This is a genomic window from Actinophytocola sp. KF-1 (assembly GCF_054661535.1).
This window is the reverse complement of record NZ_BAAFVK010000008.1, coordinates 107,831-131,917: the sequence shown is the minus strand read 5'-3', so window position 1 is coordinate 131,917 and position 24,087 is coordinate 107,831. Positions and strand designations below refer to the sequence as shown.

Annotated in this window: 25 protein-coding genes; 6 read left to right on the top strand and 19 right to left on the bottom strand. The window is 72.0% G+C overall.

Annotated elements, in window-relative coordinates:
- Window positions 1–85 precede the first annotated feature (85 nt).
- Both ACYQ77_RS24550 and ACYQ77_RS24545 read left to right on the top strand, forming a co-directional pair.
- Window positions 86–646 carry an RNA polymerase sigma factor gene (locus tag ACYQ77_RS24550; protein ID WP_459715161.1) on the top strand — a complete coding sequence of 187 codons (561 nt, stop codon included), beginning with the start codon at window positions 86–88 and terminating at the stop codon, window positions 644–646.
- A complete protein-coding gene (locus ACYQ77_RS24545) occupies window positions 643–1,422 on the top strand; it encodes a hypothetical protein (protein ID WP_459715158.1) in 780 nt (259 codons plus the stop codon). The genes ACYQ77_RS24550 and ACYQ77_RS24545 overlap by 4 nt, the downstream gene beginning before the upstream one ends.
- On the opposite strand, the gene ACYQ77_RS24540 is transcribed toward ACYQ77_RS24545, so the two are convergent.
- From ACYQ77_RS24540 to pyrR, 14 genes are all read right to left on the bottom strand, one after another.
- Window positions 1,419–2,162: a class I SAM-dependent DNA methyltransferase gene (locus tag ACYQ77_RS24540; RefSeq protein WP_459715156.1), complete on the bottom strand. Its 744-nt coding sequence runs from the start codon at window positions 2,160–2,162 to the stop codon at window positions 1,419–1,421. The genes ACYQ77_RS24545 and ACYQ77_RS24540 overlap by 4 nt on opposite strands.
- Window positions 2,163–2,207: 45 nt before the next feature.
- A complete protein-coding gene (locus ACYQ77_RS24535; RefSeq protein ID WP_459715154.1) occupies window positions 2,208–4,217 on the bottom strand; it encodes a primosomal protein N' in 2,010 nt (669 codons plus the stop codon).
- A gap of 81 nt (window positions 4,218–4,298) precedes the next feature.
- Complete coding sequence (locus tag ACYQ77_RS24530; RefSeq protein WP_459715152.1) at window positions 4,299–4,694, bottom strand: DUF5313 family protein; 396 nt, start codon at window positions 4,692–4,694, stop codon at window positions 4,299–4,301.
- A complete protein-coding gene (gene metK / locus ACYQ77_RS24525) occupies window positions 4,666–5,868 on the bottom strand; it encodes a methionine adenosyltransferase (protein ID WP_459715150.1) in 1,203 nt (400 codons plus the stop codon). Before metK ends, ACYQ77_RS24530 begins: the two co-directional genes overlap by 29 nt.
- A 67-nt stretch (window positions 5,869–5,935) precedes the next feature.
- Window positions 5,936–7,156 (bottom strand): bifunctional phosphopantothenoylcysteine decarboxylase/phosphopantothenate--cysteine ligase CoaBC, encoded by a 1,221-nt coding sequence (coaBC, locus tag ACYQ77_RS24520; protein WP_459715148.1) that lies wholly within the window; start codon window positions 7,154–7,156, stop codon window positions 5,936–5,938.
- 387 nt (window positions 7,157–7,543) lie between these two features.
- Window positions 7,544–7,834 carry a DNA-directed RNA polymerase subunit omega gene (gene rpoZ / locus ACYQ77_RS24515; RefSeq protein ID WP_459715147.1) on the bottom strand — a complete coding sequence of 97 codons (291 nt, stop codon included), beginning with the start codon at window positions 7,832–7,834 and terminating at the stop codon, window positions 7,544–7,546.
- Window positions 7,831–8,436 (bottom strand): guanylate kinase, encoded by a 606-nt coding sequence (gene gmk, locus ACYQ77_RS24510; protein WP_459715145.1) that lies wholly within the window; start codon window positions 8,434–8,436, stop codon window positions 7,831–7,833. The genes rpoZ and gmk overlap by 4 nt, the downstream gene beginning before the upstream one ends.
- Entirely contained in the window at window positions 8,433–8,750 is a 318-nt protein-coding gene (mihF, locus tag ACYQ77_RS24505; protein WP_133905065.1) for an integration host factor, actinobacterial type, read from the bottom strand. Before mihF ends, gmk begins: the two co-directional genes overlap by 4 nt.
- Window positions 8,751–9,041: 291 nt before the next feature.
- Window positions 9,042–9,878, bottom strand: coding sequence for an orotidine-5'-phosphate decarboxylase (gene pyrF / locus ACYQ77_RS24500; protein ID WP_459715143.1), 837 nt, complete (start codon window positions 9,876–9,878; stop codon window positions 9,042–9,044).
- The gene (carB, locus tag ACYQ77_RS24495) at window positions 9,875–13,177 is read right to left on the bottom strand and encodes a carbamoyl-phosphate synthase large subunit (RefSeq protein WP_459715141.1); all 3,303 of its coding nucleotides are present in this window, start codon (window positions 13,175–13,177) and stop codon (window positions 9,875–9,877) included. Before carB ends, pyrF begins: the two co-directional genes overlap by 4 nt.
- The gene (gene carA / locus ACYQ77_RS24490) at window positions 13,170–14,294 is read right to left on the bottom strand and encodes a glutamine-hydrolyzing carbamoyl-phosphate synthase small subunit (protein WP_459715139.1); all 1,125 of its coding nucleotides are present in this window, start codon (window positions 14,292–14,294) and stop codon (window positions 13,170–13,172) included. Before carA ends, carB begins: the two co-directional genes overlap by 8 nt.
- Window positions 14,291–15,595: a dihydroorotase gene (locus tag ACYQ77_RS24485; protein WP_459715137.1), complete on the bottom strand. Its 1,305-nt coding sequence runs from the start codon at window positions 15,593–15,595 to the stop codon at window positions 14,291–14,293. The genes carA and ACYQ77_RS24485 overlap by 4 nt, the downstream gene beginning before the upstream one ends.
- On the bottom strand, window positions 15,592–16,524 hold the full coding sequence (locus ACYQ77_RS24480; protein WP_459715135.1) for an aspartate carbamoyltransferase catalytic subunit: 933 nt from the start codon (window positions 16,522–16,524) through the stop codon (window positions 15,592–15,594). Before ACYQ77_RS24480 ends, ACYQ77_RS24485 begins: the two co-directional genes overlap by 4 nt.
- A complete protein-coding gene (gene pyrR, locus ACYQ77_RS24475; RefSeq protein WP_459715133.1) occupies window positions 16,521–17,108 on the bottom strand; it encodes a bifunctional pyr operon transcriptional regulator/uracil phosphoribosyltransferase PyrR in 588 nt (195 codons plus the stop codon). The genes ACYQ77_RS24480 and pyrR overlap by 4 nt, the downstream gene beginning before the upstream one ends.
- A 263-nt stretch (window positions 17,109–17,371) precedes the next feature.
- Between pyrR and bldD the strand changes: the two genes are divergently transcribed.
- The 3 genes from bldD (at window position 17,372) to ACYQ77_RS24460 (ending at window position 18,696) form a co-directional block, all read left to right on the top strand.
- Window positions 17,372–17,860 (top strand): transcriptional regulator BldD, encoded by a 489-nt coding sequence (gene bldD / locus ACYQ77_RS24470; RefSeq protein WP_075123575.1) that lies wholly within the window; start codon window positions 17,372–17,374, stop codon window positions 17,858–17,860.
- A 321-nt stretch (window positions 17,861–18,181) separates the two neighbouring features.
- Window positions 18,182–18,550, top strand: a complete 369-nt coding sequence (locus tag ACYQ77_RS24465) for an SAM-dependent methyltransferase (protein ID WP_459715131.1) — start codon at window positions 18,182–18,184, stop codon at window positions 18,548–18,550.
- Window positions 18,547–18,696 (top strand): hypothetical protein, encoded by a 150-nt coding sequence (locus ACYQ77_RS24460; RefSeq protein ID WP_459715130.1) that lies wholly within the window; start codon window positions 18,547–18,549, stop codon window positions 18,694–18,696. Before ACYQ77_RS24465 ends, ACYQ77_RS24460 begins: the two co-directional genes overlap by 4 nt.
- A 4-nt stretch (window positions 18,697–18,700) precedes the next feature.
- Here ACYQ77_RS24460 and ACYQ77_RS24455 read toward each other — a convergent pair whose 3' ends face one another.
- From ACYQ77_RS24455 to ACYQ77_RS24440, 4 genes are all read right to left on the bottom strand, one after another.
- Entirely contained in the window at window positions 18,701–19,609 is a 909-nt protein-coding gene (locus ACYQ77_RS24455; protein WP_459715128.1) for a DMT family transporter, read from the bottom strand.
- 182 nt (window positions 19,610–19,791) lie between these two features.
- Window positions 19,792–20,211 carry a transcription antitermination factor NusB gene (nusB, locus tag ACYQ77_RS24450; protein ID WP_459715126.1) on the bottom strand — a complete coding sequence of 140 codons (420 nt, stop codon included), beginning with the start codon at window positions 20,209–20,211 and terminating at the stop codon, window positions 19,792–19,794.
- Window positions 20,212–20,775 carry an elongation factor P gene (gene efp, locus ACYQ77_RS24445; RefSeq protein WP_459715124.1) on the bottom strand — a complete coding sequence of 188 codons (564 nt, stop codon included), beginning with the start codon at window positions 20,773–20,775 and terminating at the stop codon, window positions 20,212–20,214.
- 51 nt (window positions 20,776–20,826) lie between these two features.
- Window positions 20,827–21,918 carry a M24 family metallopeptidase gene (locus tag ACYQ77_RS24440; RefSeq protein WP_459715122.1) on the bottom strand — a complete coding sequence of 364 codons (1,092 nt, stop codon included), beginning with the start codon at window positions 21,916–21,918 and terminating at the stop codon, window positions 20,827–20,829.
- 161 nt (window positions 21,919–22,079) lie between these two features.
- Between ACYQ77_RS24440 and ACYQ77_RS24435 the strand changes: the two genes are divergently transcribed.
- Window positions 22,080–22,547: a B-4DMT family transporter gene (locus ACYQ77_RS24435; RefSeq protein WP_459715120.1), complete on the top strand. Its 468-nt coding sequence runs from the start codon at window positions 22,080–22,082 to the stop codon at window positions 22,545–22,547.
- On the opposite strand, the gene ACYQ77_RS24430 is transcribed toward ACYQ77_RS24435, so the two are convergent.
- Window positions 22,508–24,034 carry a beta-xylosidase gene (locus tag ACYQ77_RS24430; protein WP_459715118.1) on the bottom strand — a complete coding sequence of 509 codons (1,527 nt, stop codon included), beginning with the start codon at window positions 24,032–24,034 and terminating at the stop codon, window positions 22,508–22,510. The genes ACYQ77_RS24435 and ACYQ77_RS24430 overlap by 40 nt on opposite strands.
- Window positions 24,035–24,087 lie beyond the last annotated feature (53 nt).

Below are 24,087 nucleotides of genomic sequence, written 5' to 3'. Positions count from 1 at the left end.
TATTCAGTGCCGCGGGACGCAACGCCCCGCACCGCTGCGGCCACTTCCCGATGTGACGATCGCCCACCCACCCCGAGGACCTGCCTTGGCTCCCGACGCGGCACCGGACACCGAACTGTGGGCCCGTGCCGCGGCCGGGGACCGGCACGCGTTCGGGGCGCTGTTCGAACGCCACGCCGAGGCGGTGTGGAACCACGCCTACCGGCTGACCGCGTCGTGGAGCCAGGCGGAGGACCTCACCTCCAGCACGTTCCTGCTGGCGTGGCGCAAGTGCCGGGAGGTGCGGCTCGTCCGCGACTCGGCGCTGCCGTGGCTGTACACGGTGGCGGGCAACCTGGCCCGCACCGAGTACCGGGGCGCCACCCGGTTCCTGCGCGCGGTGCGCAGGCTGCCGGCCGAGCCCGTGGCCGCGGACCACGCCGACGAGGTGGCGCACCGCGTCGACGGGGACGCCCGCATGGCCCGCGTCCTCGCCGCGGTCCGCACGCTGCCCGCCGCGGAACGGGAGGCGGTCGAGCTGTGCCTGCTCGGCGAGGTCCCGGCCGCGGACGCGGCCGAGCTGCTCGGCGTGGCCGAGGTCAGCGTCCGCTCCCGCCTGTCCCGAGCGCGGGCCCGCCTGCGCACGAAGCTCGAGGAGCTGTCATGAACGCACTCGACCTGCCGCCGCGGCGGCAGCTCCCCGGCGAGACCCGCGACCGCATCCGCCGCTCGATCGACACCGGCCTCGCGGCGCCGCGCCGCCGGCTCCGCGCCCCGCTCGCCGCCGCGGCGGCCGTGACCGTGCTGGCGCTGGGCGCGGTGGCCGTCGCCACGTGGGCGCCGGGGACGGACCGCCCGGCCGCCCCGAACGACCCGGCGGCGCCGATCACGATGACGCTGCCGGACCGCCGCACGCAGGAGGACCTGGACCACTGCGCCGACGTCGCCGCCGCCAGCACGCGGGCAGGCGAGTTCGCGCCCCGCGCCGAGTGGCTCCCGAAGTTCACCGCGACCACGCGGGACGGCACGCGGATCACCGCGTTCGTCGGCAAGTCGGGCGACCCGGCGTTCTGCGAGGTCACGGACACGACGGCGACGGTGTCCGACCCGGGCGCCGGGTGGGCCACCATCGCGGTCACGCCCGACTACATGCCCCCCGCGTCCGTCTACGCGGTGTACCTGTCGCCGTCCGGCGTGCTCGCAGGCATCGCGCACGGCGTGGACGCGCTGGAGTTCTCGGTGCTCCGGGACCTCGACATCGTGCCGGTCACCACCCCGGCCTTCCGGGACGGGATGTTCGTCGTGCCCCTCGGCGAGTTCGGCGACGGCGACGTCGTCGACGTCATCGGCCGCGACAGCCAGGGCATGCGCGTGGTCAGCGGCAACCTCGCCCACGACCCGGAGGAACTGCCCCCGCCCGGCCTGACGGGCCCGATCCGCTAGCGCTTCTGCCAGATCGAGACGTGCTTGGTGCTGTCGGCCGTGAGCGGGGCGCGGTCCCAGCCCGCCCAGCGGTGCTTCAGGCGCATGCCCGCGATGCGGGCCATGAGGTCCATCTCGGCGGGCCACGCGTACCGGAAGGGGATGCGGCGGAACCGGCCCGTGCCATCGGGTGACACGGTGACGTGGTTCGACGTGAACTCCTGCGTCACGACGTCGTACTGGTCGAACCCGACGTAGCCGCCGTCGGGGTCCACCGCGAACGGGACCGTGTCCTGGCCGGGTGGCAGGCGGCGCAGGGCCGGCAGCCCCACCTCGATCAGGAACAGCCCACCGGGCCGCAGGTGCGCGGCCGCGTTGACGAAGACGTCGACCTGCCCGTCCTGGGTGGTGACGTTGCTGATCGTGTTGAACACCAGGTAGACCAGCGAGAACTCGCCGGGCACGCGCGTCGTCGCCATGTCGCCGATCGTCACGTCGACCGCGTCGCCGCCGGGCTTGCCCGCGATCCGCGCGGCCATGGCCCGGCTCAGTTCGATGCCGCTGACGGGCACCCCGCGCGCGGCCAGCGGCGCGGCGATCCGCCCGGTGCCGACGGCGAACTCGAGCACCGGCCCGTCGGCCAGGTCGGCGAGGACGTCGACGACGGGTGTCACCGCCTCGGGGGCGTTCTCGCCGCCGGGACCGTCGTAGTCCGCGGCCACGCTTTCAGGGAACCAGCCGTCCGAGAGGTCGTCGCTCACGGTTCCGGGACGCTAGCCGGGGCGGCGACCGTCGCGCACCCCGTTTTAGATCAGCTCGAGCGGGTCGAGCCGGACACGGATGGCGTCCGGTTCCTTCCGTGCCGTGCGGGCGTGCTGGGCGGTGGCGAGCGCGGCGGCGAGCGCCCGCCCTTCCGCCCGCGTGGCACGGACGAGCGCGCGTTCCTTCTCGGTGTTGCCGTCCCGGTCGGGCTCGCCGAGGGGCACCGGCCCGAGCACCTCCCCGGACGACGGCAGGGCCAGCTCGTCGAGGAACGCGGCGAGCGCCTTGGCTGGGCCGTCGACGGACGCCATCCGCACGGCGGGCGGGAACCCCAGCTCGGCGCGGGCGGCCAGCTCCTGTCCCGCGTGCCACACCGGATCCCACCGCACGAGCGCCTGCACGGGCGGCAACGCCGACTCGGCGAGCACGACGACCCGCCCCCCGTCCTGGGCGGACCGCACGAGCGCGGCGGCGGTCATCCACCGCCGCAGGGTCTCCTCCGTGGCCCGCAGGTCGGCACGGCCCAGCAACGCCCACCCGTCGAGCAGCAGCGCGGCCCCGTACCCGCCGACGGCGACGGGCTCGGCGCCGGGCGTGGCGACCACGAGCGCGGCCCGCGCGTCGACCTGCCGGAGCACCTCCTTCGCCCCGGACCCGAGCACAGGCACGTCGGCGAACGCCCGCCCGAGTTCCTCCGCGGTCCGCTTGGCGCCGACGACGATGGCCCGCAACCGCCGCGATCCGCAGTTGCCGCACCGGAAAGCGGTGTCCGGCACGCCACACCACCGGCAGGTGGGTGGCCGGGCTTCGGAGCCGCTGACCGGCAGTCCGAGCGGACCCGCACACCGACGACAGCGGGCAGGCCCGCGGCACTGCTGGCAGGCGAGCGCGGGCACGTAACCCCCGCGCGGCACCTGGACGAGAACGGGCCGCCCGGCCTTGAGCGCGTCCCGGGCCGCCTCGAACGCGACGGACGGAATCCGCGCCGCTCGTGCCGCGGGGTCCCGCGCGAGCTGCTGGTCGGTCTCCCCCAGCGAGGTGATCCGGGGAGCGGCCTTCCGCACCTCGTCCCGCGCGGCGACGATCTCGGGCGCCCACCCGGACTCGACCAGCAGCTGCGCCTCGGCGGTCCGCGCGAACCCGGCGACGAGGAGGGACGCCCCACTGGTGTGGGCCCGCTGGATCAGCACGTCCCGCACGTGCGGGTAGGGCGCGTGCGGATCGGCGTGCAGGTCGTCCCCGTCGTCCCAGACGACGAACAACCCAGGGTCGACGACGGGCGCGAACACACTGGCCCGGGTACCGACGACGATCCGCGCGGTCCCCCGCTTGACCGCGAGCCAGGCCCGGTACCGCTTGGCAGGCCCGGCATCCGCGGAGAGCACGACGACGTTGCCGTCCCCGGCACGCTCGACACAGGCCGCGTGCAACCGGGCCACGTCCCGGTAGTCGGGCACGACGAGCACCGCCCCCCGCCCGTTGGCGGCCGCGGCGGCGGCAAGCTCGGCGAGCCGAGCGGGCCAGTCCTCCCCGGGGAGCGCCTGCCAGACGGCGTGCGCCTGCCGCCCGTGCGTGAGCGCGTCGACAAAGGCAGGCCCACGCGGATACCGCCCCCAGGCAGTCGTGTCCGGTGGCGGTGGTGGCTCGGCAGGCTCGGCGGGCGGCTCGGCCTCGACCTTGGCGTGCCGAGGCGGAATGGCGAGCCGGAGGACGTCGATCATCATCCCGGCGTACCGGTCGGCGACGGCCCGGGCGAGGGTCGCCAGCTCCGGTGTGAGGACCGGCTCCGAGGACACCACCTTGCCGATGTACTCCATCCGCCCGGAGAACTCGGAGGCAGCGACCCGCTCGAGGAGGTACCCGTCGACCTGCTTGCCCGCGAACCGCAACCGCAGGCGACACCCGGGCACGGCGGCGGCGTCGAGCGTGTCGGGCACGAGGTAGTCGAAGGGCCGGTCGAGGTGCGCGAGCGGCACGTCGACGACCACCCGGGCGACCGGAAGATCAGCCGCCGGGCGGTTCTCTCCCTTGCGCACCACGCGCCCGCCGGTCATGCCGCCTGGTCTACCAGAAGACACGATCAGGGCAGGTCATCGGGTGACGGCACCGGAAGCCGACACCGTCCACAGCCGACATCAGGGTGGCGGGTAGAACGCGGCGTAGAACGCCGCGCTCTCGGCCCGAGCGGAAACAGGCGTCTCCTCCCGAATGCGCCGGTTCAACCCGGCCGGGTACCCGGCCTTCACCAACCGCCGCTCGCAGGCGTCCTCCATGAAGGACAACGAGAAGTACAACCCGAGCAGATACCCGAGCGCCACAAGAGAGAACCGCAGCGACCACGGCCCCGGCGCGAGCAGGGCCAGCCACCACGGCAGGAACTGCACCATGACGCGCGCGAAGTGCCGCAGCACCCACGTCCGGCACGTCAGGTCGTACAACACCCACTGGTGGTACGCGGCGGGCAGCGAACCGCCCACCGCGTACCACAGCCAGCGGAACGGATCAGGCGCCCGCGAGCGATTTGAGTGCATCCGCCCGGTCGGTCCGCTCCCACGGCAGGTCCAGTTCGGGCCGGCCGAAGTGGCCGTACGCCGCGGTCTGGCGGTAGATGGGGCGCAGCAGGTCGAGGTCGCGGATGATCGCGGCCGGGCGCAGGTCGAAGACCTGGCTGATGGCCTGCTGGATCTTCGTCGGGTCGACGGTCTCGGTGCCGAACGTCTCGACGAACAGGCCGACGGGGGCGGCCTTGCCGATGGCGTAGGCGACCTGGACCTCGATGCGGGTGGCGAGGCCCGCCGCGATCGCGTTCTTCGCGACCCAGCGCATGGCGTACGCGGCCGAGCGGTCCACCTTCGACGGGTCCTTGCCGGAGAACGCGCCGCCACCGTGGCGGGCCATGCCGCCGTACGTGTCGACGATGATCTTGCGGCCGGTCAGGCCCGCGTCACCCATGGGGCCGCCGATGACGAAGCGACCGGTCGGGTTGACGAGCAGGCGCACGTTGTCGGTGTCCAGCTCCAGGCCGGCGATCTCGGGCTGCACGACCTGCTCGCGCACGTCGACGCCGAGCAGCTTCTCCAGGTCGACGCCCTCGGCGTGCTGCGAGGACACCACCACGGTGTCGAGGCGCACGGCCTGGTCACCGGCGTACTCGATGGTGACCTGGGTCTTGCCGTCCGGGCGCAGGTACGGCAGCTGGCCGTTCTTGCGGACCTCGGTCAGGCGGCGGGACAGCCGGTGCGCCAGCGCGATCGGCAGCGGCATCAGCTCGGGCGTGTCGGTGCAGGCGTACCCGAACATCAGGCCCTGGTCACCGGCGCCCTGCTTGGCGATCTCGTCCTCGTCGCTCTCGACGCGCTTCTCGTACGCGGTGTCGACACCCTGCGCGATGTCCGGCGACTGCGCGCCGATCGCGACGTTGACCCCGCACGAGTTGCCGTCGAAGCCCTTGGCCGACGAGTCGTAGCCGATGTCGAGGATGGTCTCGCGGACCAGCGACGGGATGTCGGCGTACGCCTCGGTGGTGACCTCACCGGCGACGTGGACCTGGCCGGTCGTCACGAGTGTCTCGACCGCGACGCGCGACTTCGGGTCCTTGGACAGCAGCGCGTCGAGAACGGCGTCGCTGATGGCGTCACAGATCTTGTCCGGATGCCCCTCGGTCACCGACTCACTGGTGAAAAGCCTGCTCGCGGAACTACTCACGACGTACCCACACCCAATCTCTCCTGTTGCCTGCCCTGAAGACTATGTACTAGGTATCGAGCAAGGCTCACTGATGAATCAGTTGAACGACCGCGTCCCATATATCGGACGCCATCCGCGCCTTCGAGCCCAGCTCGATCGACCGTTCCGCCCCGTCGGCCGATAGTAGCCACCCGGCGTTGTCCTCGGTCTCGAAGGCCTTTCCCTCGCCCACGGCGTTGACGACCAGCAGGTCACAGCCCTTGCGCTTGAGTTTCGCGCGGGCGTGTTCGAGCACGTCGGCGCCGCTGTCGCCGGTCTCCGCGGCGAACCCGACGATCACCTGGCCCGGCCTGCGCGCGGCCACCAGCTCGGCGAGGATGTCCGGGTTGCGGGTCAGCGTCACTGGATCCGGGTCACGATCCGTCTTCTTGATCTTGTAGTCCGCCCGCGATGTGGGACGGAAGTCGGCGACCGCCGCGGCCATCACCACAACGTCAGCGTCCGCTGACACCGCGTGCATGGCGTCCCGCAATTCGAGCGCGGTGCCCGCACGCACGATCTCGACCCCGGCCGGCACCGGCAGGGCGACGGTGTGCGCGGACACCAGCGTGACGTGCGCGCCGCGTTGCGCCGCGGTCCTGGCGAGGGCGTAACCCTGCTTGCCGGACGACCGGTTGCCCAGGTACCGGACCGGGTCGAGCGGTTCACGGGTGCCGCCCGCGGACACCGCGACGCGCACGCCCTCGAGGTCCCGGGGCAGCGCGTCGCGCCGGGCGAGCAGCAGCCGGGCCAGGTCGACGATCTCGGCGGGGTCGGCGAGGCGGCCCTTGCCGGTGTCCTTGCCGGTCAGCCGCCCGCTCGCGGGCTCGGTGACCACCACACCGCGGGCACGCAGCGTCGCCACGTTCGCCTGCGTGGCCGCGTGCTCCCACATCTCGGTGTGCATGGCGGGCGCCATCAGCACCGGGCAGCGCGCGGTCAGCAGGGTGTTGGTGAGCAGGTCGTCGGCGAGCCCGTGCGCGGCCTTGGCCAGCAGGTTCGCGGTCGCCGGGACGACCAGCACCAGGTCGGCCTCCTGGCCGATGCGGACGTGCGGCACCTCGGGGACGTCGTCGAACACCTCGGTGTGCACCGGGTGCCCGGACAACGCCTCGAACGTGGCGGCGCCGACGAACCGCAGCGCCGCCGCGGTCGGCACGACCTGGACCGAGTGCCCTGACTCGGTCAGTTGTCGCAGGACCTCGCACGCCTTGTAGGCGGCGATGCCACCGCCCACACCGAGAACGACGCGCGGGCGCTGTGTCATGGCCTCGCTCCGCTCGGCGTTCGCGAGCCTGTTCCCGGCGTCTTCCCTCCTGCGCGCGAAGGCCCAGGGCTCGTACCTCGCCAGGCCTTCGTGCTCGTCAGTCCAGACGCCGGCGGCTCGCTCAGTGTCATGGCCTCGCTCCGCTCGGCGTTCGCGAGCCTGTTCCCGGCGTCTTCCCTCCTGCGCGCGAAGGCCCAGGGCTCGTACCTCGCCAGGCCTTCGTGCTCGTCAGTCCAGACGCCGGCGGCTCACTCACTGTCATGGCCTCGCTCCGCTCGGCGTTCGCGAGCCTGTTCCCGGCGTCTTCCCTCCTGCGCGCGAAGGCCCAGGGCTCGTACCTCGCCAGGCCTTCGTGCTCGTCAGTCCAGACGCCGGCGGCTCACTCACTCACTCGCCCTCGGTGTGCTCGAGCAGGCCGGCGTGGATCTCGCGGAGCGCGATGGACAGCGGCTTCTCGCGGGGACCCGGCTCGACCAGCGGGCCGACGTACTCGAGCAGGCCCTCGCCGAGCTGCGCGTAGTAGTCGTTGATCTGGCGGGCGCGCTTGGCCGCGTAGATCACCAGGGCGTACTTGGAGCTGACCTTGTCGAGCAGGTCGTCGATCGGGGGGTTGGTGATGCCTTCGAGCTGCTGGCCCGACGGGTCACCCAGTGCGCCCAACTCGGTGGGGGTGATCACTCGTGGTTCTCCAACTGATGGGAGGAGGAATTGTCAAGCATCAACTTTAGCAACTGCTCAGCGGTGCTCCGCAGGTCGGTGTTGACCACGACCTCGTCGAACTCCTCCTGGGCCGCCAACTCCTCCTTGGCGGTCGTGAGCCTGCGGGCCACGACCTCCGGCGACTCGGTGCCCCGGCCGACCAGGCGCTCGACAAGCGCCTCCCAGCTGGGCGGTGAGATGAAGACGAGGAGGGCCTCCGGCATGGTCTTCCGCAGGTTCCGCGCGCCCTGCAGGTCGACCTCCACCAGCGCGGGCTTGCCCGCGGCCAGCCGTTCCTCGATCGGCGCCCTCGGCGTGCCGGAGCGGTGCGTGCCGCGGTGGATGTCCGCCCACTCGAGCAGGGCGTCCTTCTCGATCATGCGGTCGAACTCGTCGGCCGTGACGAAGTGGTAGTCCACCCCGTCCAGCTCGCCGGGACGCTGCTCCCTGGTCGTCGCGGACACGCTGAACCAGAGGTCCGGGTAGAGCTTCCGCAGCTCCCGGACCACACTGCTCTTGCCTACGCCGGAGGGGCCGGCCAGTACAACCAGCCGGCCCCTCCTGATGTCACTGCTCGTCACTCGCCGCTGAACTCGGCGAGCAACGCCTTGCGCTGACGGTCGCCGAGGCCGCGAAGACGACGGCTCGGGGCGATCTCAAGGCGCTCGATGATCTGCTGGGCACGCACCTTGCCGACGCCCGGCAGGGCCTCGAGCAGTGCGGTGACCTTCATCTTGCCCAGGACCTCGTCCTTGTCAGCCTGGGCGAGCACGTCCTTGAGGGTGGTGCCACCTCGCTTCAGGCGCTCCTTGAGCTCAGCTCGGGCGCGACGGGCGGCAGCCGCCTTCTCCAGCGCTGCGGCCCGCTGCTCCTCGGTCAGCTGGGGAAGGGCCACGATTTCCTCCGGGGGGTGGGGTTTTCTGCGGATCGGTGTCGCGACGTTACCGAGGTCCGCCTTCTCATGACAACGCGGGTCCACCTTAGTGCGGTGGGTAGTGCGCGACAGAGCATAGATCAACTCTGAGTAGCGAGTACCCCTGGACCAGCGGTAACACCTTCGGGTCCGGTGTCACGGGACCCGCCTCGCGCGGATGCGCGAAGCGCTTCGACATGCTAGGCCCATACGGCACGCACGCCAAAGGCCCCCTCCGCCCGCGTGTCGGGCGAAGGGGGCCTCCTGTGCAGGTCAGAGGCTGTGCGCCACCCCCAGCGAGTCCCGCACCCGCAGCGCCGCGTCACGCAGTGCCGCCACGTCCGGGCCGTGCCGCAGGATGTCCCTGGACGAGGCCGGGAGCACGTGCCGGAGGTGGTCGCCGAAGACCTTCCCGAGGTCGTCGACACCGGCGCCCTGCGCGCCGAAACCGGGCGCCAGGATCGGGCCGTTCAACCGCGACAGGTCCAGCGCCGCTCTACCGACGGTCGCGCCGATCACGAGACCGACGGACCCGAGCGGGGTCGCGCCCTCGTTGCGGGCCGCCGCCTCGTCGACCATGGCCTGCGCCACCGCGACGCCGTCCTCGCCACGCGCCCGCTGCACCTGCGGACCCTCCTTGTTCGAGGTCAGGGCCAGCACGAACAGCCCGCGCCCGGTCCGCTCCGCGAGGTCGAGGGCGGGGTCGAGCGACCCGAAGCCGAGGTAGGGCGACACCGTGATCGCGTCCGCCGCGAGCGGCGCGCCGTCGGCGAGGTACGCCTGCGCGTAGGCGGCCATGGTGGAGCCGATGTCGCCGCGCTTGACGTCGGCCAGCACGAGCGTGCCGGTGCCGGCGAACGCGGCGATCAGCTTCTCCAGCACGGCGACCCCGGCGGAGCCGTGCGCCTCGAAGAACGCCGACTGCGGCTTGACCACCGCCACCTGGCCCGCGAACGCCTCGGCGCACGTCATCGCGAACCGTTCGAGCCCGGTGGCGTCGACCGGCAGGCCCCACTGCGCCAGCAGCGACGCGTGCGGGTCGATCCCGGCGCAGAGCGGGCCGTGCTCGGCGACCGCGGCGGTCAGCCGCTCCCCGAACGGCGCCCTCACCGCTGGCTCCGCAGCGTGGCCTGCAGCGACTGCAGCGACTCCACACCGATGTCCTGCCTGATCAGCGCCTCGATGCCGTGCACGGCGGCCGCGGCGCCCTGGATGGTGGTCACGCACGGGATGTCGCGCGACACGGCCGCCGTGCGGATCTCGTAGCCGTCCACGCGCGGGCCCGGGTTGCCGTACGGGGTGTTGATGACCATGTCCACGCCGCCGTCGCGGATGATGTCGACGATGTTGTCGGCCCCCTCGAAGTGCTTGCGCACCTCGGTGCACGGGATGCCGTTGCGGCGCAGCACCTCGGCGGTGCCCGCGGTCGCGAGCACCTCGAACCCGAGGTCGGCGAGCCGCTTGACCGGGAACACCATCGCCCGCTTGTCCCGGTTGGCGACCGACACGAACACCCGGCCGGACGTCGGCAGCGAGCCGTAGGACGCGGTCTGCGACTTCGCGAACGCCTTGCCGAACGACGCGTCGACGCCCATGACCTCGCCGGTCGACTTCATCTCCGGGCCGAGCAGCGAGTCGACGCCGTGGCCCTCCGGCGTGCGGAACCGGTGGAACGGCAGGACCGCCTCCTTGACCGACACCGGCGAGGTCGGCGGCATGTCGGCACCGTCCCCGTGTGCCGGCAGCATGCCCTCGCGCCGCAGGTCCGCGACGGTCGCGCCCAGCATGATCCGGGCGGCGGCCTTCGCGAGCGGCACGGCGGTCGCCTTGGACACGAACGGCACGGTCCGGGACGCGCGCGGGTTGGCCTCCAGCACGTACAGGACGTCGTCCTTGAGCGCGTACTGGACGTTGAGCAGGCCGCGCACCCCGATGCCCTTGGCGATCAGCTCGGTCGACCGGCGGATGGTCGACAGGTCGGTGCGCCCGAGCGTGATGGGCGGCAGCGCGCACGACGAGTCGCCGGAGTGGATGCCGGCCTCCTCGATGTGCTCCATGACGCCGCCGAGGAACAGCTCCTCGCCGTCGTAGAGCGCGTCCACGTCGATCTCGATGGCGTCGTCGAGGAAGCGGTCGACCAGCACCGGGTGCTCCGGCGTGACCTCGGTGGCGCGCTCGATGTACCCGGCGAGCGACGCCTCGTCGTACACGATCTCCATGCCGCGCCCGCCGAGCACGTAGGAGGGCCGCACGAGGACCGGGTAGCCGATCTCGTCGGCGATGCGCTTGGCCGCGGCGAACGACGTGGCGGTGCCGTACTTCGGCGCGGGCAGCCCGGCGCCGGTGAGCACCTCCCCGAACGCGCCCCGCTCCTCGGCGAGGTGGATGGCGTGCGGCGGGGTGCCGACGACCGGCACGCCCGCGTCCGCGAGCCGCTTCGCCAGGCCCAGCGGGGTCTGGCCGCCGAGCTGCACGACCACGCCCGCGACGGTGCCCGAGCGCTGCTCGGAGTGCACGACCTCGAGGACGTCCTCGAAGGTCAGCGGCTCGAAGTAGAGCCGGTCGGAGGTGTCGTAGTCGGTGGAGACGGTCTCCGGGTTGCAGTTGACCATCACGGTCTCGTACCCGGCGGCCCGCAGCGCCATGGCCGCGTGCACGCACGAGTAGTCGAACTCGATGCCCTGCCCGATGCGGTTGGGGCCGGAGCCGAGGATCAGCACCTTCGGCCGGTCCCGCTGCTCGGTCACCTCCGACTCGGCGGCGGGGTCCAGCTCGTAGGCCGAGTAGTGGTACGGCGTGCGCGCCGCGAACTCGGCGGCGCAGGTGTCGACGGTCTTGAACACCGGGCGGATGCCGAGCCGGTGCCGCAGCGACCGGACGCCGTCCTCCCCCGCCAGCTCGGGCCGCAGCGCGGCGATCTGGCGGTCGGAGAACCCGGCCCGCTTGGCCCGCCGCAGGAGGTGCTCGTCGAGCACCGGCGCGGCCGTGACCTCGGCACGCAGCTCGACCAGCGAGGCGATCTGGTCGACGAACCACGGGTCGATGCCGGACGCCTGCGAGACCTCCTCGACGCGCACGCCGAGCCGCAGCGCGCGCTCCACGGTGTAGAGGCGGCCGTCGTGCGGCACCCGCAGCTGCTCCAGCACCCCGTCGACGGTCAGCGTGTCCGGGTCGGGGGTGGTCCAGAAACCGGCGGCCTTGGTCTCCATGGACCGCAGCGCCTTGCCGAGCGCCTCGACGAAGTTGCGGCCGAGCGCCATGCCCTCGCCGACCGACTTCATGGTGGTGGTCAGGGTCGGGTCGGCGCCGGGGAACTTCTCGAAGGCGAACCTCGGCACCTTGACGACCACGTAGTCCAGCGTCGGCTCGAAGCTCGCCGGGGTCTCGCCGGTGATGTCGTTGCGGATCTCGTCGAGGGTGTAGCCGATGGCGAGCTTCGCGGCGATCTTGGCGATCGGGAAGCCGGTGGCCTTCGACGCGAGCGCGGAGGACCGGGACACGCGCGGGTTCATCTCGATGACGACCAGGCGGCCGGTCTCCGGGTGCACCGCGAACTGGATGTTGCAGCCGCCGGTGTCCACGCCGACCGCGCGCAGCACGTCGATGCCGACGTCACGCATGTGCTGGTACTCGCGGTCGGTCAGCGTCATCGCGGGCGCGACGGTCACCGAGTCGCCGGTGTGCACGCCCATCGGGTCGATGTTCTCGATCGAGCAGATGACCACGACGTTGTCGTGGCGGTCGCGCATGAGCTCGAGCTCGTACTCCTTCCACCCGAGCACGCTCTCCTCGATCAGCACCTCGTGCACCGGGGACTCCGCGAGCCCCGTCGACGCGAGCCGCTCGAGGTCCTCCGGCGTGTACGCCATGCCGGAGCCGAGGCCGCCCATGGTGAACGACGGCCGGATGACCACGGGCAGGCCGAGGTCGTCGACGGTCTTGCGGACCTCGTCCATCGAGTGGCACACCGCGCTGCGCGGGGTCTCCGCGCCGACCTGGGCGCAGATGTCCTTGAACCGCTGCCGGTCCTCGCCGCGCTGGATGGCCTCGATGTCGGCGCCGATGAGTTCGACGCCGTACTTCTCGAGGACCCCGCGCTCGTGCAGCGCGACCGCGGTGTTCAGCGCGGTCTGGCCGCCGAGGGTCGCGAGCAGCGCGTCGGGGCGCTCCTTCGCGATCACCTTCTCGACGAAGTCGGCGGTGATCGGCTCGATGTAGGTGGCGTCGGCGAACTCCGGATCGGTCATGATCGTCGCCGGGTTGGAGTTCACGAGGCTGACCCGCAGGCCCTCCTCGCGCAGGACGCGGCACGCCTGGGTGCCCGAGTAGTCGAACTCGCACGCCTGCCCGATCACGATCGGCCCGGAGCCGATCACGAGGACGTGCTGGATGTCAGTCCTCTTAGGCACTGTGCTCAGCCCTTTCCGCCATCAGGCCCACGAACTCGTCGAACAGCGGGGCGGCGTCGTGCGGGCCTGCCGCCGCCTCGGGGTGGTACTGGACCGAGAACGCGGGCACGTCGAGGGCACGCACGCCCTCCACACAGCCGTCGTTCGGGCAGTAGTGGCTGATCACGGCGCCGCCGTAGGGGGTGTCGAACCGCTGGCCCGGCTCCCCCTCCAGCGCGAAGCCGTGGTTCTGCGCGGTGATCGCGACCCGGCCGGTCGCCACGTCGATCACCGGGATGTTGATGCCGCGGTGGCCGTAGCGCAGCTTGTAGGTGGACAGGCCCAGCGCGCGGCCGAGGATCTGGTGGCCGAAGCAGATGCCGAACGTCGGGATCTCGCGTTCGAGCACCTGCCGGGTCAGCGCCATCGGGCCGTCGGTGGTCGCCGGGTCGCCGGGGCCGTTCGCGAGGAAGAACCCGTCCGGTTCGAGCGCGAGGACGTCGTCGATGGTGGCGTTCGCGGGCAGCACGTGGGTCTCGATGCCGCGCTGGGCCATCATGCGCGGCGTGTTGGTCTTGATGCCCACGTCGAGGGCCGCCACGCGGAACCGCGTTTCACCGGACGGCGGGACCACGTAGGTGCCCTGGGTGGTCACCTCGCCCGCGAGGTCGGCGCCGACCATCTGAGGGCTCGCGAGGACCTGCGCCACCATCTCGTCGACCGTGCCGAGCGCGTCGCCGGAGAACACGCCGCCGCGCATGGCGCCGCGTTCGCGGATGTGGCGGGTCAGCGTGCGGGTGTCGACGCCGGCGATGCCGACGACGCCCTGCTCGGTGAGCGCGTCGTCGAGGCTGCGGCGGGACCGCCAGTTCGACGGGACCCTGGCCGGGTCGCGGACCACGTATCCGGCGACCCAGATGCGGCGGGACTCGTCGTCCTCGTCGTTCCAGCCGGTGTTGCCGATCTGCGGGGCCGTGGCCACCACGATCTGGCGGTGGTAGGAGGGGTCGGTCAGCGTCTCCTGGTAGCCGGTCATGCCGGTGCAGAAGACGACCTCGCCGAGCGTGGTCCCGGTCGCGCCGAACGCCGCACCGCGGAAGACCTTCCCGTCCTCCAGGACCAAGGCGGCCTGACTCATGAACGCACCTTTCCATCGTGTGCGGTCACGCGCCCGCGCAGCAGCGTCGTGACCACTCGACCGGGCAGCTCCATGCCCTCGTACGGGGTGTTGGCGGCGATGCTCGCCAGCTCGTCACCGCGGACCGTCCACCGGGCGGCCGGGTCGACGAGGACCAGGTTGGCCGGCTCGCCGACCGCGATCGGGCGGCCCTGGTCGGGCAGGCCCGCGATCTCGGCGGGCCGCTCGCTCATCACCCGCGCGACGCCGCGCCAGTCCAGCAGGCCCGGCTCCACCATCGTCGCCACCACGACCGACAGCGCGGTCTGCAGACCGAGCATCCCCGGTCGCGCGGCGGCCCACTCGCAGTCCTTGTCCTGTGCGGCGTGCGGGGCGTGGTCGGTGGCCACGCAGTCCAGGACGCCCTCGGCGAGCGCCTCCCGCAGCACCTTCGCGTCGGCGGCGGTGCGCAGCGGCGGGTTGACCTTGTTGACCGGGTCGTAGGTGGCGAGCCGCTCATCGTCGAGCAGCAGGTGGTGCGGGGTGACCTCGGCGGACACCGTGATCCCCTGCGCCTTCGCCCACCGCAGCAGCTCCGCGGCACCGGCCGTGGAGACGTGGCAGACGTGCAGGCGGGCGCCGGTCTGGCGGGCCAGCAGGCAGTCGCGGGCGATGATCGCCTCCTCGGCCGCGGCCGGCCAGCCCTGCAGGCCGAGGCGCGCGGCCTGCTCACCCTCGTGCGCCTGGGCGCCGACGGTCAGCCGCGGCTCCTCGGCGTGCTGGGCGATGACCACGTCCAGGGCCGTCGAGTACTCCAGCGCGCGGCGCATGAGCAGCGGGTCGGCGACGCAGTGCCCGTCGTCGGAGAACATCCTGACCCGGGCCCGCGAGTTCGCCATGGTGCCCAGCTCGGCGAGCTTCTCGCCCTTGAGCCCGACGGTGACGGCCCCGACCGGGTACACGTCGACCAGGCCGACCTCGCGGCCGCGGCGCCACACGTGCTCCACGATCACCGCGTTGTCGGCGACCGGGTCGGTGTTGGCCATGGCGAAGACGGCCGTGTAGCCGCCCAGTGCCGCGGCGGCGGAGCCGGTGGCGATGGTCTCGGTGTCCTCGCGGCCCGGTTCCCGCAGGTGGGTGTGCAGGTCGACGAACCCGGGCAGGGCGATCAGCCCGCTGGCGTCGATCACCTCGTCGGCGCCGGTGCCCTCGGCGACGAGCCCGTCCTGGATCAACAGGTCCGTCGGTTCCTCGCCGTAGGGGCGGACTCCCTTGAGCAGCAAGGAACTCGACGTCAATGGTTCGGTCGCAAGCTCCCTCACGCGACCTCCTCCTCGTGGGCCAGCAGGTGGTACAGGACCGCCATCCGGACGTGCACACCGTTCGACACCTGCTGGGTGATCGCGGCGCGCGGCGAGTCGGCGACCGCGGCGGCGATCTCCATGCCGCGCAGCATCGGGCCGGGGTGCAGCACGACCGCGTGGCCGGGCAGCAGACCGAGGCGGCGCTCGTTCATGCCGTAGGCGATCGAGTACTCGCGGGTGGACGGGAAGAAGCCGCCGTGCATGCGTTCGGCCTGCACACGCAGGACCATCACGGCGTCCAGGCTGGGCAGTTCGGCGTCGAGGGTGTGCGAGACCGTGACCGGCCACCGCTCCACGTGCGCGGGCAGCAGCGTCGGCGGTGCGACCAGCGTGACGTCCGCGCCGAGCGTGGTGAGCAGGTGGACGTTCGACCGCGCGACCCGGCTGTGCAGGACGTCGCCGACGATCGCGATCCGCTTGCCCGCCAGGTCGCCGAGGCGTTCCCGCAGCGTGGCGGCGTCGAGCAGCGCCTGGGTGGGGTGCTCGTGCATGCCGTCGCCCGCGTTCACCACCGAGGTGCCGACCTCGGCGAGCCAGCCCGCGAGCCGGTGCGCGGCGCCCGAGGCCGGGTGCCGGATGATCACGCAGTCCGCGCCCGCGGCGGCGAGGGTCTGCGCGGTGTCCCGCAGCGACTCGCCCTTCCCGACGCTGCTGCCGCTCGCGGACACGTTGACCACGTCCGCGCTCATCCACTTGCCCGCGATCTCGAACGACACCCTGGTGCGGGTGCTGTTCTCGTAGAACATCGTGATCACGGTGCGGCCGCGCAGCGTGGGCAGCTTCTTGACCTCGCGGCCGAGCAGGGTCTGCTTCAGCTCGGCGGCCGTGTCCAGGACGGCGGTCGCGGTGGCCGCGTCCATGCCTTCCGTCGACAGGAGGTGCTTCACGGCGCGTCCCTCCTGTCCAGGACCACGGCGTCGCGGTCGTCGGTCTCGGTGAGCAGGACGTGGACCTCCTCGGAACGGGACGTGGGGACGTTCTTGCCGACGTAGTCCGCGCGGATCGGCAGCTCGCGGTGACCGCGGTCGACGAGCACGGCGAGCTGGACCGCGCGGGGGCGGCCCGCGTCACGGAGCGCGTCGAGGGCGGCACGGATCGTGCGGCCGGAGTAGAGGACGTCGTCGACGAGGATGACCAGGTGGTCGTCGATGCCGCTCTTCGGCAGCGCGGTGGCGCCGACCGGGCGGGTCGGTTTGCGGCGGAGATCGTCTCGGTAGAGCGTGACGTCCACCACACCGGTGGGGACGTCGATGCCGGAGAACTCGGCGATGCGGGCGGCCAGCCGGGCGGCGAGCGGGGCGCCGCGGGTGGGAATGCCCAGGAGGACGACGGGTGGTGCGTCGGGGGCGCCGAGCGCGGTGCGCTCGATCACCTGGTGCGCCATACGGGCGACAGTGCGCGCGACGTCGCCGGCCGACAGCAGCTCGCGCCGCTCGGCCGGTTCCGTCGCGCCGCGATGGGGCGGCGACAACGGTTGACCTCCTTCCCCGCCTCACTGGACGGGTCCTTAAAGGACGTCTAGCTCCGCGCCCACTGCGGGCGCTCTAGCACCGTATCAGGCCGACCGGATCCACCAACCGGGTGGTAATCCGGCGTTTCCACGGACGTCGTACACAGATCAGCTTGACCTGGTGACAACTGTGGGTAACCATTACTCTGCGTGTCGATATGCGGCTACCCGCGGCATACCTTTTTCAACCGGCCGTCGGGGCGAACGAAATGGAGAATCGCCATATGGGCGACTACGCCAAGGCGCTAGGGAGCAAGCTCCGCGGCATCCGCCAGCAGCAGGGCCTGTCCCTGCACGGCGTCGAGCAGAAGTCGGGCGGCCGCTGGAAGGCGGTCGTCGTGGGCTCGTACGAGCGGGGCGACCGGGCGGTCACCGTGCAGAAGCTGGCCGAGCTGGCCGACTTCTACGGTGTCCCGGTGGTCGAGCTGCTGCCGGAGGGGCGCGTCCCGTCCGGGGCGGAGCCGGCGACCAAGATCGTCATCAACCTGGAGCGGCTGCAGCAGCTCCCGGCGGAGAAGGTGGGCCCGCTGGCCCGCTACGCCGCCACCATCCAGAGCCAGCGCGGCGACTACAACGGCAAGGTGCTGTCGATCCGCACGGAGGACCTCCGCTCGCTGGCCATCATCTACGACATGACCCCTGGTGAGCTCACCGAGCAGCTCATCGACTGGGGGGTGCTTCCGCCGGAGGCACGTCCGTCCAAGGAGGACTGAGCCGGTACGTACGGGCTCCACTGACGATCGCCGCGGCCGGCCGAGGGAGATGGGAGATCGGCCGGCAGGCGTGCGGCACGACCCGCTGTCGACTGGCAACCCGGTCGCGACCTTGCACGAGCAGGGCCGCGGCCGGTCGCGTATCCACCGGCGCTTCCGCCACCCTCCGTGGCGAACGGCCGCTGATCATGGTCGCGTCCGGCCCCAGCCCACTACTCCATTCGGGTCACGGCCAAACAACCCGACCGGGTCAGCCCCATTCCGTTCTGTCGCAACGGAATGGGTTGGACACAACGGGCACGGTCTGTCTAGCGTCCGCGCGTGGGCTTGCCCCGTAGCTTCACCATCCGCGAGAGCGGCCACCGCATCCACAACCCGTTCAGCAGCGCCAAACTGGCGACGCTCGGCGCGGCCCTCCGGGTGCCGCCGGGTGCCGCGGTGCTGGACCTGGCGTGTGGTTCCGGGGAGCTGCTCTGCACGTGGGCCCGCGATCAGGGCGTCACGGACACCGGAGTCGACATCAGCGCGGCGTTCCTGGCGAAGGCGACCGCCCGCGCCGAGGAGCTGGGCGTCGCGGACAAGGTGACGTTCGTCCACGCGGCGTGCGTCGGCGCGACGTGGATCGGCGGCGGCGTCGCGGGCGCGGTCGACTTGCTGCGCCGAAGCCTCCGCCCGGCGGCCTTCTCTTGATCGGCGAACCGTTCCGGCACCAGGAGCCGCCCGACGACGAGCTGGCGGAAGAGCCGCGGGCGGAACACGCCACCGAGCCGGTCCGCCACGCCCGCTACCAACGCGAGTACCCGGGCTGGGGCGTGTTCGCGTCGGTGGACCGCTGACCGTTCAGCCCGCCTTCGCGGTCACCACCGGTTCCGAGACCGGCGCCGGTTTCCGTGATCCGGTCCGGGAGACCGCCACGCCGGCGAGGCAGAGCGCACCGCCGAGGAACGTGACCCAGCCGGGCAGCTCGTCGAGCACGAGCCACGCCATCAGCACGACCAGCGCGGGCACGGCGTAGGTGGTGGCGCCCATCTTCCCCGCTGTCGTGCGGGCCAGTGCGTACGCCCACGTCGTGAACGCGAGGCCGGTCGGGAACACCCCGAGGTAGAGCACGTTCAGCGTCGCCGGCACCGGGGCCGTGGACACCTGCGCGACGAGCTGCCCCGCGAACGGCAGGCACGCGACCGTCCCCACGAGACAGCCGAACGTCGTCACCTGCAGCGCGCTTCCGTGGCGCAGCGCGGGTTTCTGCGCGACGACCCCGATGGCGTAGGTGATCGCCGCGACCACGCACAGCAGGACGCCCAGCACGGACGCGTGCCCGTCGCCCGCCATCGAGAAGCCGACGACCACGGCACCCGCGAACGACACGGCGATGCCGGCGAGCACCCTCGGCTTGAAGCCCTCCTTGAGCAGCCAGCCACCGAGCAGCGCGATCAGCACCGGGCCGACGTTCACCACCATCGCGGCGGTGCCCGCGTCGACCTCCTGCTCACCCCAGTTCAGCGCCACCATGTACAGGCCGAACCACAGCAGGCCCGAGATCACGATGCCGGGCCACGCCCCGCGCCGCGGCAGGCCTTCCCCGCGCACCAGGAGGAACACGACCAACACGACCGAACCGGACAGCAGCCGTCCCAGCGCCAGCGCGCCCGGCGAGTAGTGCTCCCCGGCACTCCGAATCGCGACGAAGGCGGACGCCCACAGGAACACCGTCACCGCTGCGGCGAGCAAAGATCGTCTGTCAGTCATGGACGTCAACGTACGAGCGGAACAGTTCGGCGCACGCCGAAGCGATGGTCATGGGCGTCACGCGGCCAGCCGCGCCGCCGATGTCCGGCGGTTTTCGGCACCGTCTCGTTGGCGTGCGCGGCTGCCACGTCGCGTACGCCTGCTCAGCGCGGCAGCTCAGGTCGCGGGGAGCGACGGGATCGCTACAACGTGGCGCGGAGCTGGTCGGCGATGGTCGCGAGGCGGCCCAGGACGCCGTTGACGAAGCGCGGTGAGTCGTCTGTGGACAGTGACCTCGCCAGCTGCACGGCCTCGTCGATGGCGACCGCGTCCGGGACGTCCGCTGCCCACAGCAGTTCGTAGACCCCGAGCCGGAGGACGGCGAGGTCCACGAACGGCATGCGGTCGAGCGTCCAGCCCTCCGCGTGCTCGGTCAGCAGCTCGTCGATCCGCTCGCGGTGCGCCACCACGCCCTCGACGAGCGTGGTGGCGTAGTCGTTCGGCGACGGGTGCTCGGCCGCCGCGTTGCGTTCCTCGAGCAGCCGCGCCGGGTCGGCGTCGCGGAGCGCCGCCGCGTACAGGACATCGACCGCGCGCTTGCGAGCTTTGCTGCGCGCGCCCATCTACGAGCTGACTCGGCCGAGGTAGCGACCGTCGCGGGTGTCCACCTTGACCTTCTCGCCGGTCGACAGGAACAGCGGCACCTGGATCTCGGCGCCGGTCTCCAGCGTCGCGGGCTTGGTGCCACCGGTGGAGCGGTCGCCCTGCAGGCCGGGGTCGGTCTGGCTGATCACGAGCTCGACCGACGTCGGGAGCTCGATGAACAGCGGGGTGCCCTCGTGCGTGGCGACGGTGACGGTGCTGTTCTCCAGCAGGAACTTCGACTGGTCGCCGATGACGTCGGCGTCGATGTGCTCCTGCTCGTAGGTCTCGCCGTCCATGAAGACGAACTGGTTGCCGTCCTGGTACAGGTACGTCATGTCGCGGCGGTCGACGGTGGCGGTGTCCACCTTGATGCCCGCGTTGAACGTCTTGTCGACGACCTTGCCGCTCAGCACGTGCTTGAGCTTGGTGCGCACGAACGCCGGGCCCTTGCCGGGCTTGACGTGCTGGAACTCGACAACACTCCAGAGCTGGCCCTCGAGGTTGAGCACCATGCCGTTCTTCAGGTCGTTCGTGGATGCCACGGGGTCGTTCTCTCTCCTGGTCGGATGTCTGCCGCTTCGTCTACCGCATCGCTACACGACGACGAGCTGTTTGGTCGTCAGCGTGAGAAGTTCGGGATCGCCGTCCCGCACGACGAGCGTGTCCTCGATGCGGACGCCGCCCTTGCCGGACAGGTACACACCCGGCTCCACGGTGACTGCCATACCGGCGGAAAGTCTACCTTCACCCGTCTTGGCCAGGGACGGTGCCTCGTGGATCTCCAGCCCGACGCCGTGCCCGAGGCCGTGCAGGAAGTCGTCGCCGTGGCCTGCGGCCTCCACCACGCCGCGCGCGGCCGCGTCGACGTCCGACACCAGCGCACCCGGCCGCAGCGCCGCCCGGCCCGCCGCCTGCGCGGCCGCGACCAGGTCGTACAGCTCCCGCTGCCAGTCCGCGGGCGCGCCGAGCACGAACGTGCGGGTCATGTCCGAGTGGTAGCCGTCGACAAGCGCGCCGAAGTCGAGTTTCACCAGGTCACCGGCGGCGAGCTCGGTGTCGGTGGGCCGGTGGTGCGGAATGGCCGAGTTGGCGCCGGTGGCCACGATCGAGTCAAACGCGGGACCCGCCGCGCCGTAGTCGAGCATCCGCGTCTCCAGCTCGCGCGCGACCTCGCGTTCGGTGCGGCCGGGCCGCAGCCCGCCGTGCTCGATGAGGTCGGCGAGCGCGCGGTCGGCGGCCGCGCACGCCATGCGCAACGCCTCGATCTCGGCGTCGTCCTTGACCATGCGCAGCTGCTCGACCAGGCCGGCGGCACGCACCAGTTCGGTCTTGCCTGCCTGCTCGGCGAGCACGTCCAGCTCGTCGACGGTCACGCGGTGGCTCTCGAACCCGGCACGCCGCACGTGGTGGTCGGCGGCGACCTTGGCGAGCGCGGGCCCGCACGGCCGCTCGATCAGCCGCTCGAGGTCGGGCACCTGCCGCGCGGACTGGGTCAGGTACCGGCCGTCGGTGCAGAAGACGCTCTTGTCGTCGCCGTCGGCGTGCACCAGCAGGGCGGCGTTCGACCCGGTGAACCCGGTCAGGTAGCGCACGTTGCGCAGGTCGACGACCAGAAGGGCGTCCAGGTCGCGTTCTTGCAGACGGGTCCGAAGGGCGGCGCGGCGGCGAACGTGCGTTTCGAGCATGGACATGACCCTACTGAGCGGAGCCCGCGGAACGAACCACCCTTCCGAGCGGAGCCCGCGGAGCGAACCACCCACCCCACCGGAACCCGCGGAGCGAACCGTGGACACCGCGATCGCCCGGAGCCTGCGGGGAGCGACCGGTCAAGGCTTACCCTGTCCCAATGCGAACGTGGCTGTTGCGCGGGGCGGTCATGGCCGTGGTGCATGCCGTGGCCGAGACCGCGCGCGCCGACTTCGGTGTCCACCACCCCACCTCCCGGACGCTCTTCGAGGCGCTCACGCTCGGCGTGCTCGTCGGGGTGGCCGCCGTGTGGGGTGCCGTGGACCGGTGGCGGGACGTCGAGGACGCCGGGCGGGTGTGGCTGATCGCGTCGCTGGTCGCGGGCTGGGGTGCGGCCGTGCTCGCTGTGATCGGCAAGTCGGTGTTCGTCGACCAGACCGGGGTCGCCGACCTGGGTGGCGCGCTGACCGGCGGCGCCGCGTTCACGGCCCTGCTCGTGCTGATCCCGGCGGCCATCGGGCTCGCGGCCGGGTTCTGGGTCCGGTCGTCGCGGCCCGCGGAGGACACCGAGGACGACGAGGACGAGCCTCAGCGGGGCGGGCCCGCCAGGTCCAAGCCCAGCCCGTAGGTGTCCCACTCCTCCGTCGTCGTGTCGCCGACGACCGAGGAGTTCAGCGTCGCGACGTCCGGTGACGAAATCGACCACAGCTTGTCGTCCATCAGGAACGCCATGCCCCGCCCGGGTGCCTGCCGCACCGGGACGCCGGGGGTGACGTGCGCGGCCACCCGCACCTTCGACAGCGACGGTGGCCGGCGGGCGAGCACGCGCACGGCGAGCTTCTCCGCGACGGACCTGCGGTCGAACCGCACGAGCTGCCCGCCGACGACCAGGTCGACGGTCCTGCTCGGCGACGGGACGGCGAACCCGTCGAGCGCGAGCACGGCACGTCCCGGGTCCGCGCACGCGTCGAAGTCGGTGACGTCGAGGCCGAAGTGCCGCATGCCGGACGGCCCGGCCCGGATCTCGCGGGTGGCGCGCACGAGGTCGATCGCGACCTTGCCGCACGGGTTGTCGAGCGACACGACCGCGTGGCCGTCACCGCGGCGGACCAGGCCGGGGCCTTCGCGCCAGGGGCCGGGCACCAGCAGCGGGTGGTAGGGCTGCGCGCGGAAGTCCCAGTCCCAGAAGGTGATCGTGGTGCCGCCGCGGGTCTCGTGGGCGATGGCGAACGCGGCGAGCGCGTCCACCCACATCCAGTCCGCGCTGAACGCGTCGACGACGGACCGCAGCCGGGCGGTCGTGTCCGGCACCCGCACGAACCCGTCCGGGCCGAGCGCCTCGACGTCGCGGCCGAACGCCGGGTCGGGTGAGCGCAACACGAACTGACCCGCGCCGTTGTGGCCCGCGTGCTGGCCGGTGGTGTCGGTGAACATCAGGTAGAACGCGCCCGCCAGGTACACGACCGACGGCTGGCCCGCGCCGTAGGTGTTGGACCGCCGGACGTCCCGCGACGAGGTGACGAGGGGGCGGCCGCCGTTGGCCCGCTTCCAGACGCGGCCGTCGGTGCTGGTGGCGAGCCCGATGGCGTTGCCGTGGGCGTGGTCGCCCGCCGCGCCCGTGTAGTACATGTAGTAGGTCCGGCCGACCTTGATCACCGACGGGTCGCACGTGTGCATGGCGTCGAAGCGGCGGGCGCTGCCGGAGAAGACGGGTGTGCCGCCGCGGCCGTCCGGCCCGCGGAACCGGGTGTTCAGCGACCGCGACTCGGCGAGCAGGATGTCGTCGCCGGGCGGTCGCGCGACGCTGAGCTGGCTGCACCACCACATGCGGTACTTGCCGCCGTCCCACAACACCGACGGCGCGTAGTTGTAGGGGGCGTCGCCGGAGCCCGCCGCGATCACGCCCGCGCTCTGGCGCGCCGCGCGCGTCGTGAGCCGGACGGGTTCCGCCACCTCCGGGACCACCGGTTTCGGTGCCGGCGCGGCGGTGGGCGCCGGGGGTTCTTCCCTCGCGGGGGCGGCCTCGCTGGCGGTGCAGCCCGCGGTCAGCGCAGCGGCGAGGACGACGGCAACGACGACGGCAACGAGATGTCTTCGACGCTGCGTGAAGCGCATCGCGGAAGAACCTCCATACGTTGCCCTCTGATCAGCCGGAAGACAGTGTAGGG

Excerpts from the sequence above, each read along its gene's own strand:
- ACYQ77_RS24545 (WP_459715158.1), top strand. The coding sequence starts at position 643 with ATGAACGCACTCGACCTGCCGCCGCGGCGGCAGCTCCCCGGCGAGACC.
- ACYQ77_RS24535 (WP_459715154.1), bottom strand. The coding sequence starts at position 4,217 with ATGACCGGCGGGCGCGTGGTGCGCAAGGGAGAGAACCGCCCGGCGGCT.
- ACYQ77_RS24530 (WP_459715152.1), bottom strand. The coding sequence starts at position 4,694 with ATGCACTCAAATCGCTCGCGGGCGCCTGATCCGTTCCGCTGGCTGTGG.
- coaBC (WP_459715148.1), bottom strand. The coding sequence starts at position 7,156 with ATGACACAGCGCCCGCGCGTCGTTCTCGGTGTGGGCGGTGGCATCGCC.
- carA (WP_459715139.1), bottom strand. The coding sequence starts at position 14,294 with ATGAGTCAGGCCGCCTTGGTCCTGGAGGACGGGAAGGTCTTCCGCGGT.
- bldD (WP_075123575.1), top strand. The coding sequence starts at position 17,372 with ATGGGCGACTACGCCAAGGCGCTAGGGAGCAAGCTCCGCGGCATCCGC.
- ACYQ77_RS24455 (WP_459715128.1), bottom strand. The coding sequence starts at position 19,609 with ATGACTGACAGACGATCTTTGCTCGCCGCAGCGGTGACGGTGTTCCTG.
- nusB (WP_459715126.1), bottom strand. The coding sequence starts at position 20,211 with ATGGGCGCGCGCAGCAAAGCTCGCAAGCGCGCGGTCGATGTCCTGTAC.
- ACYQ77_RS24440 (WP_459715122.1), bottom strand. The coding sequence starts at position 21,918 with ATGCTCGAAACGCACGTTCGCCGCCGCGCCGCCCTTCGGACCCGTCTG.
- ACYQ77_RS24435 (WP_459715120.1), top strand. The coding sequence starts at position 22,080 with ATGCGAACGTGGCTGTTGCGCGGGGCGGTCATGGCCGTGGTGCATGCC.
- ACYQ77_RS24430 (WP_459715118.1), bottom strand. The coding sequence starts at position 24,034 with ATGCGCTTCACGCAGCGTCGAAGACATCTCGTTGCCGTCGTCGTTGCC.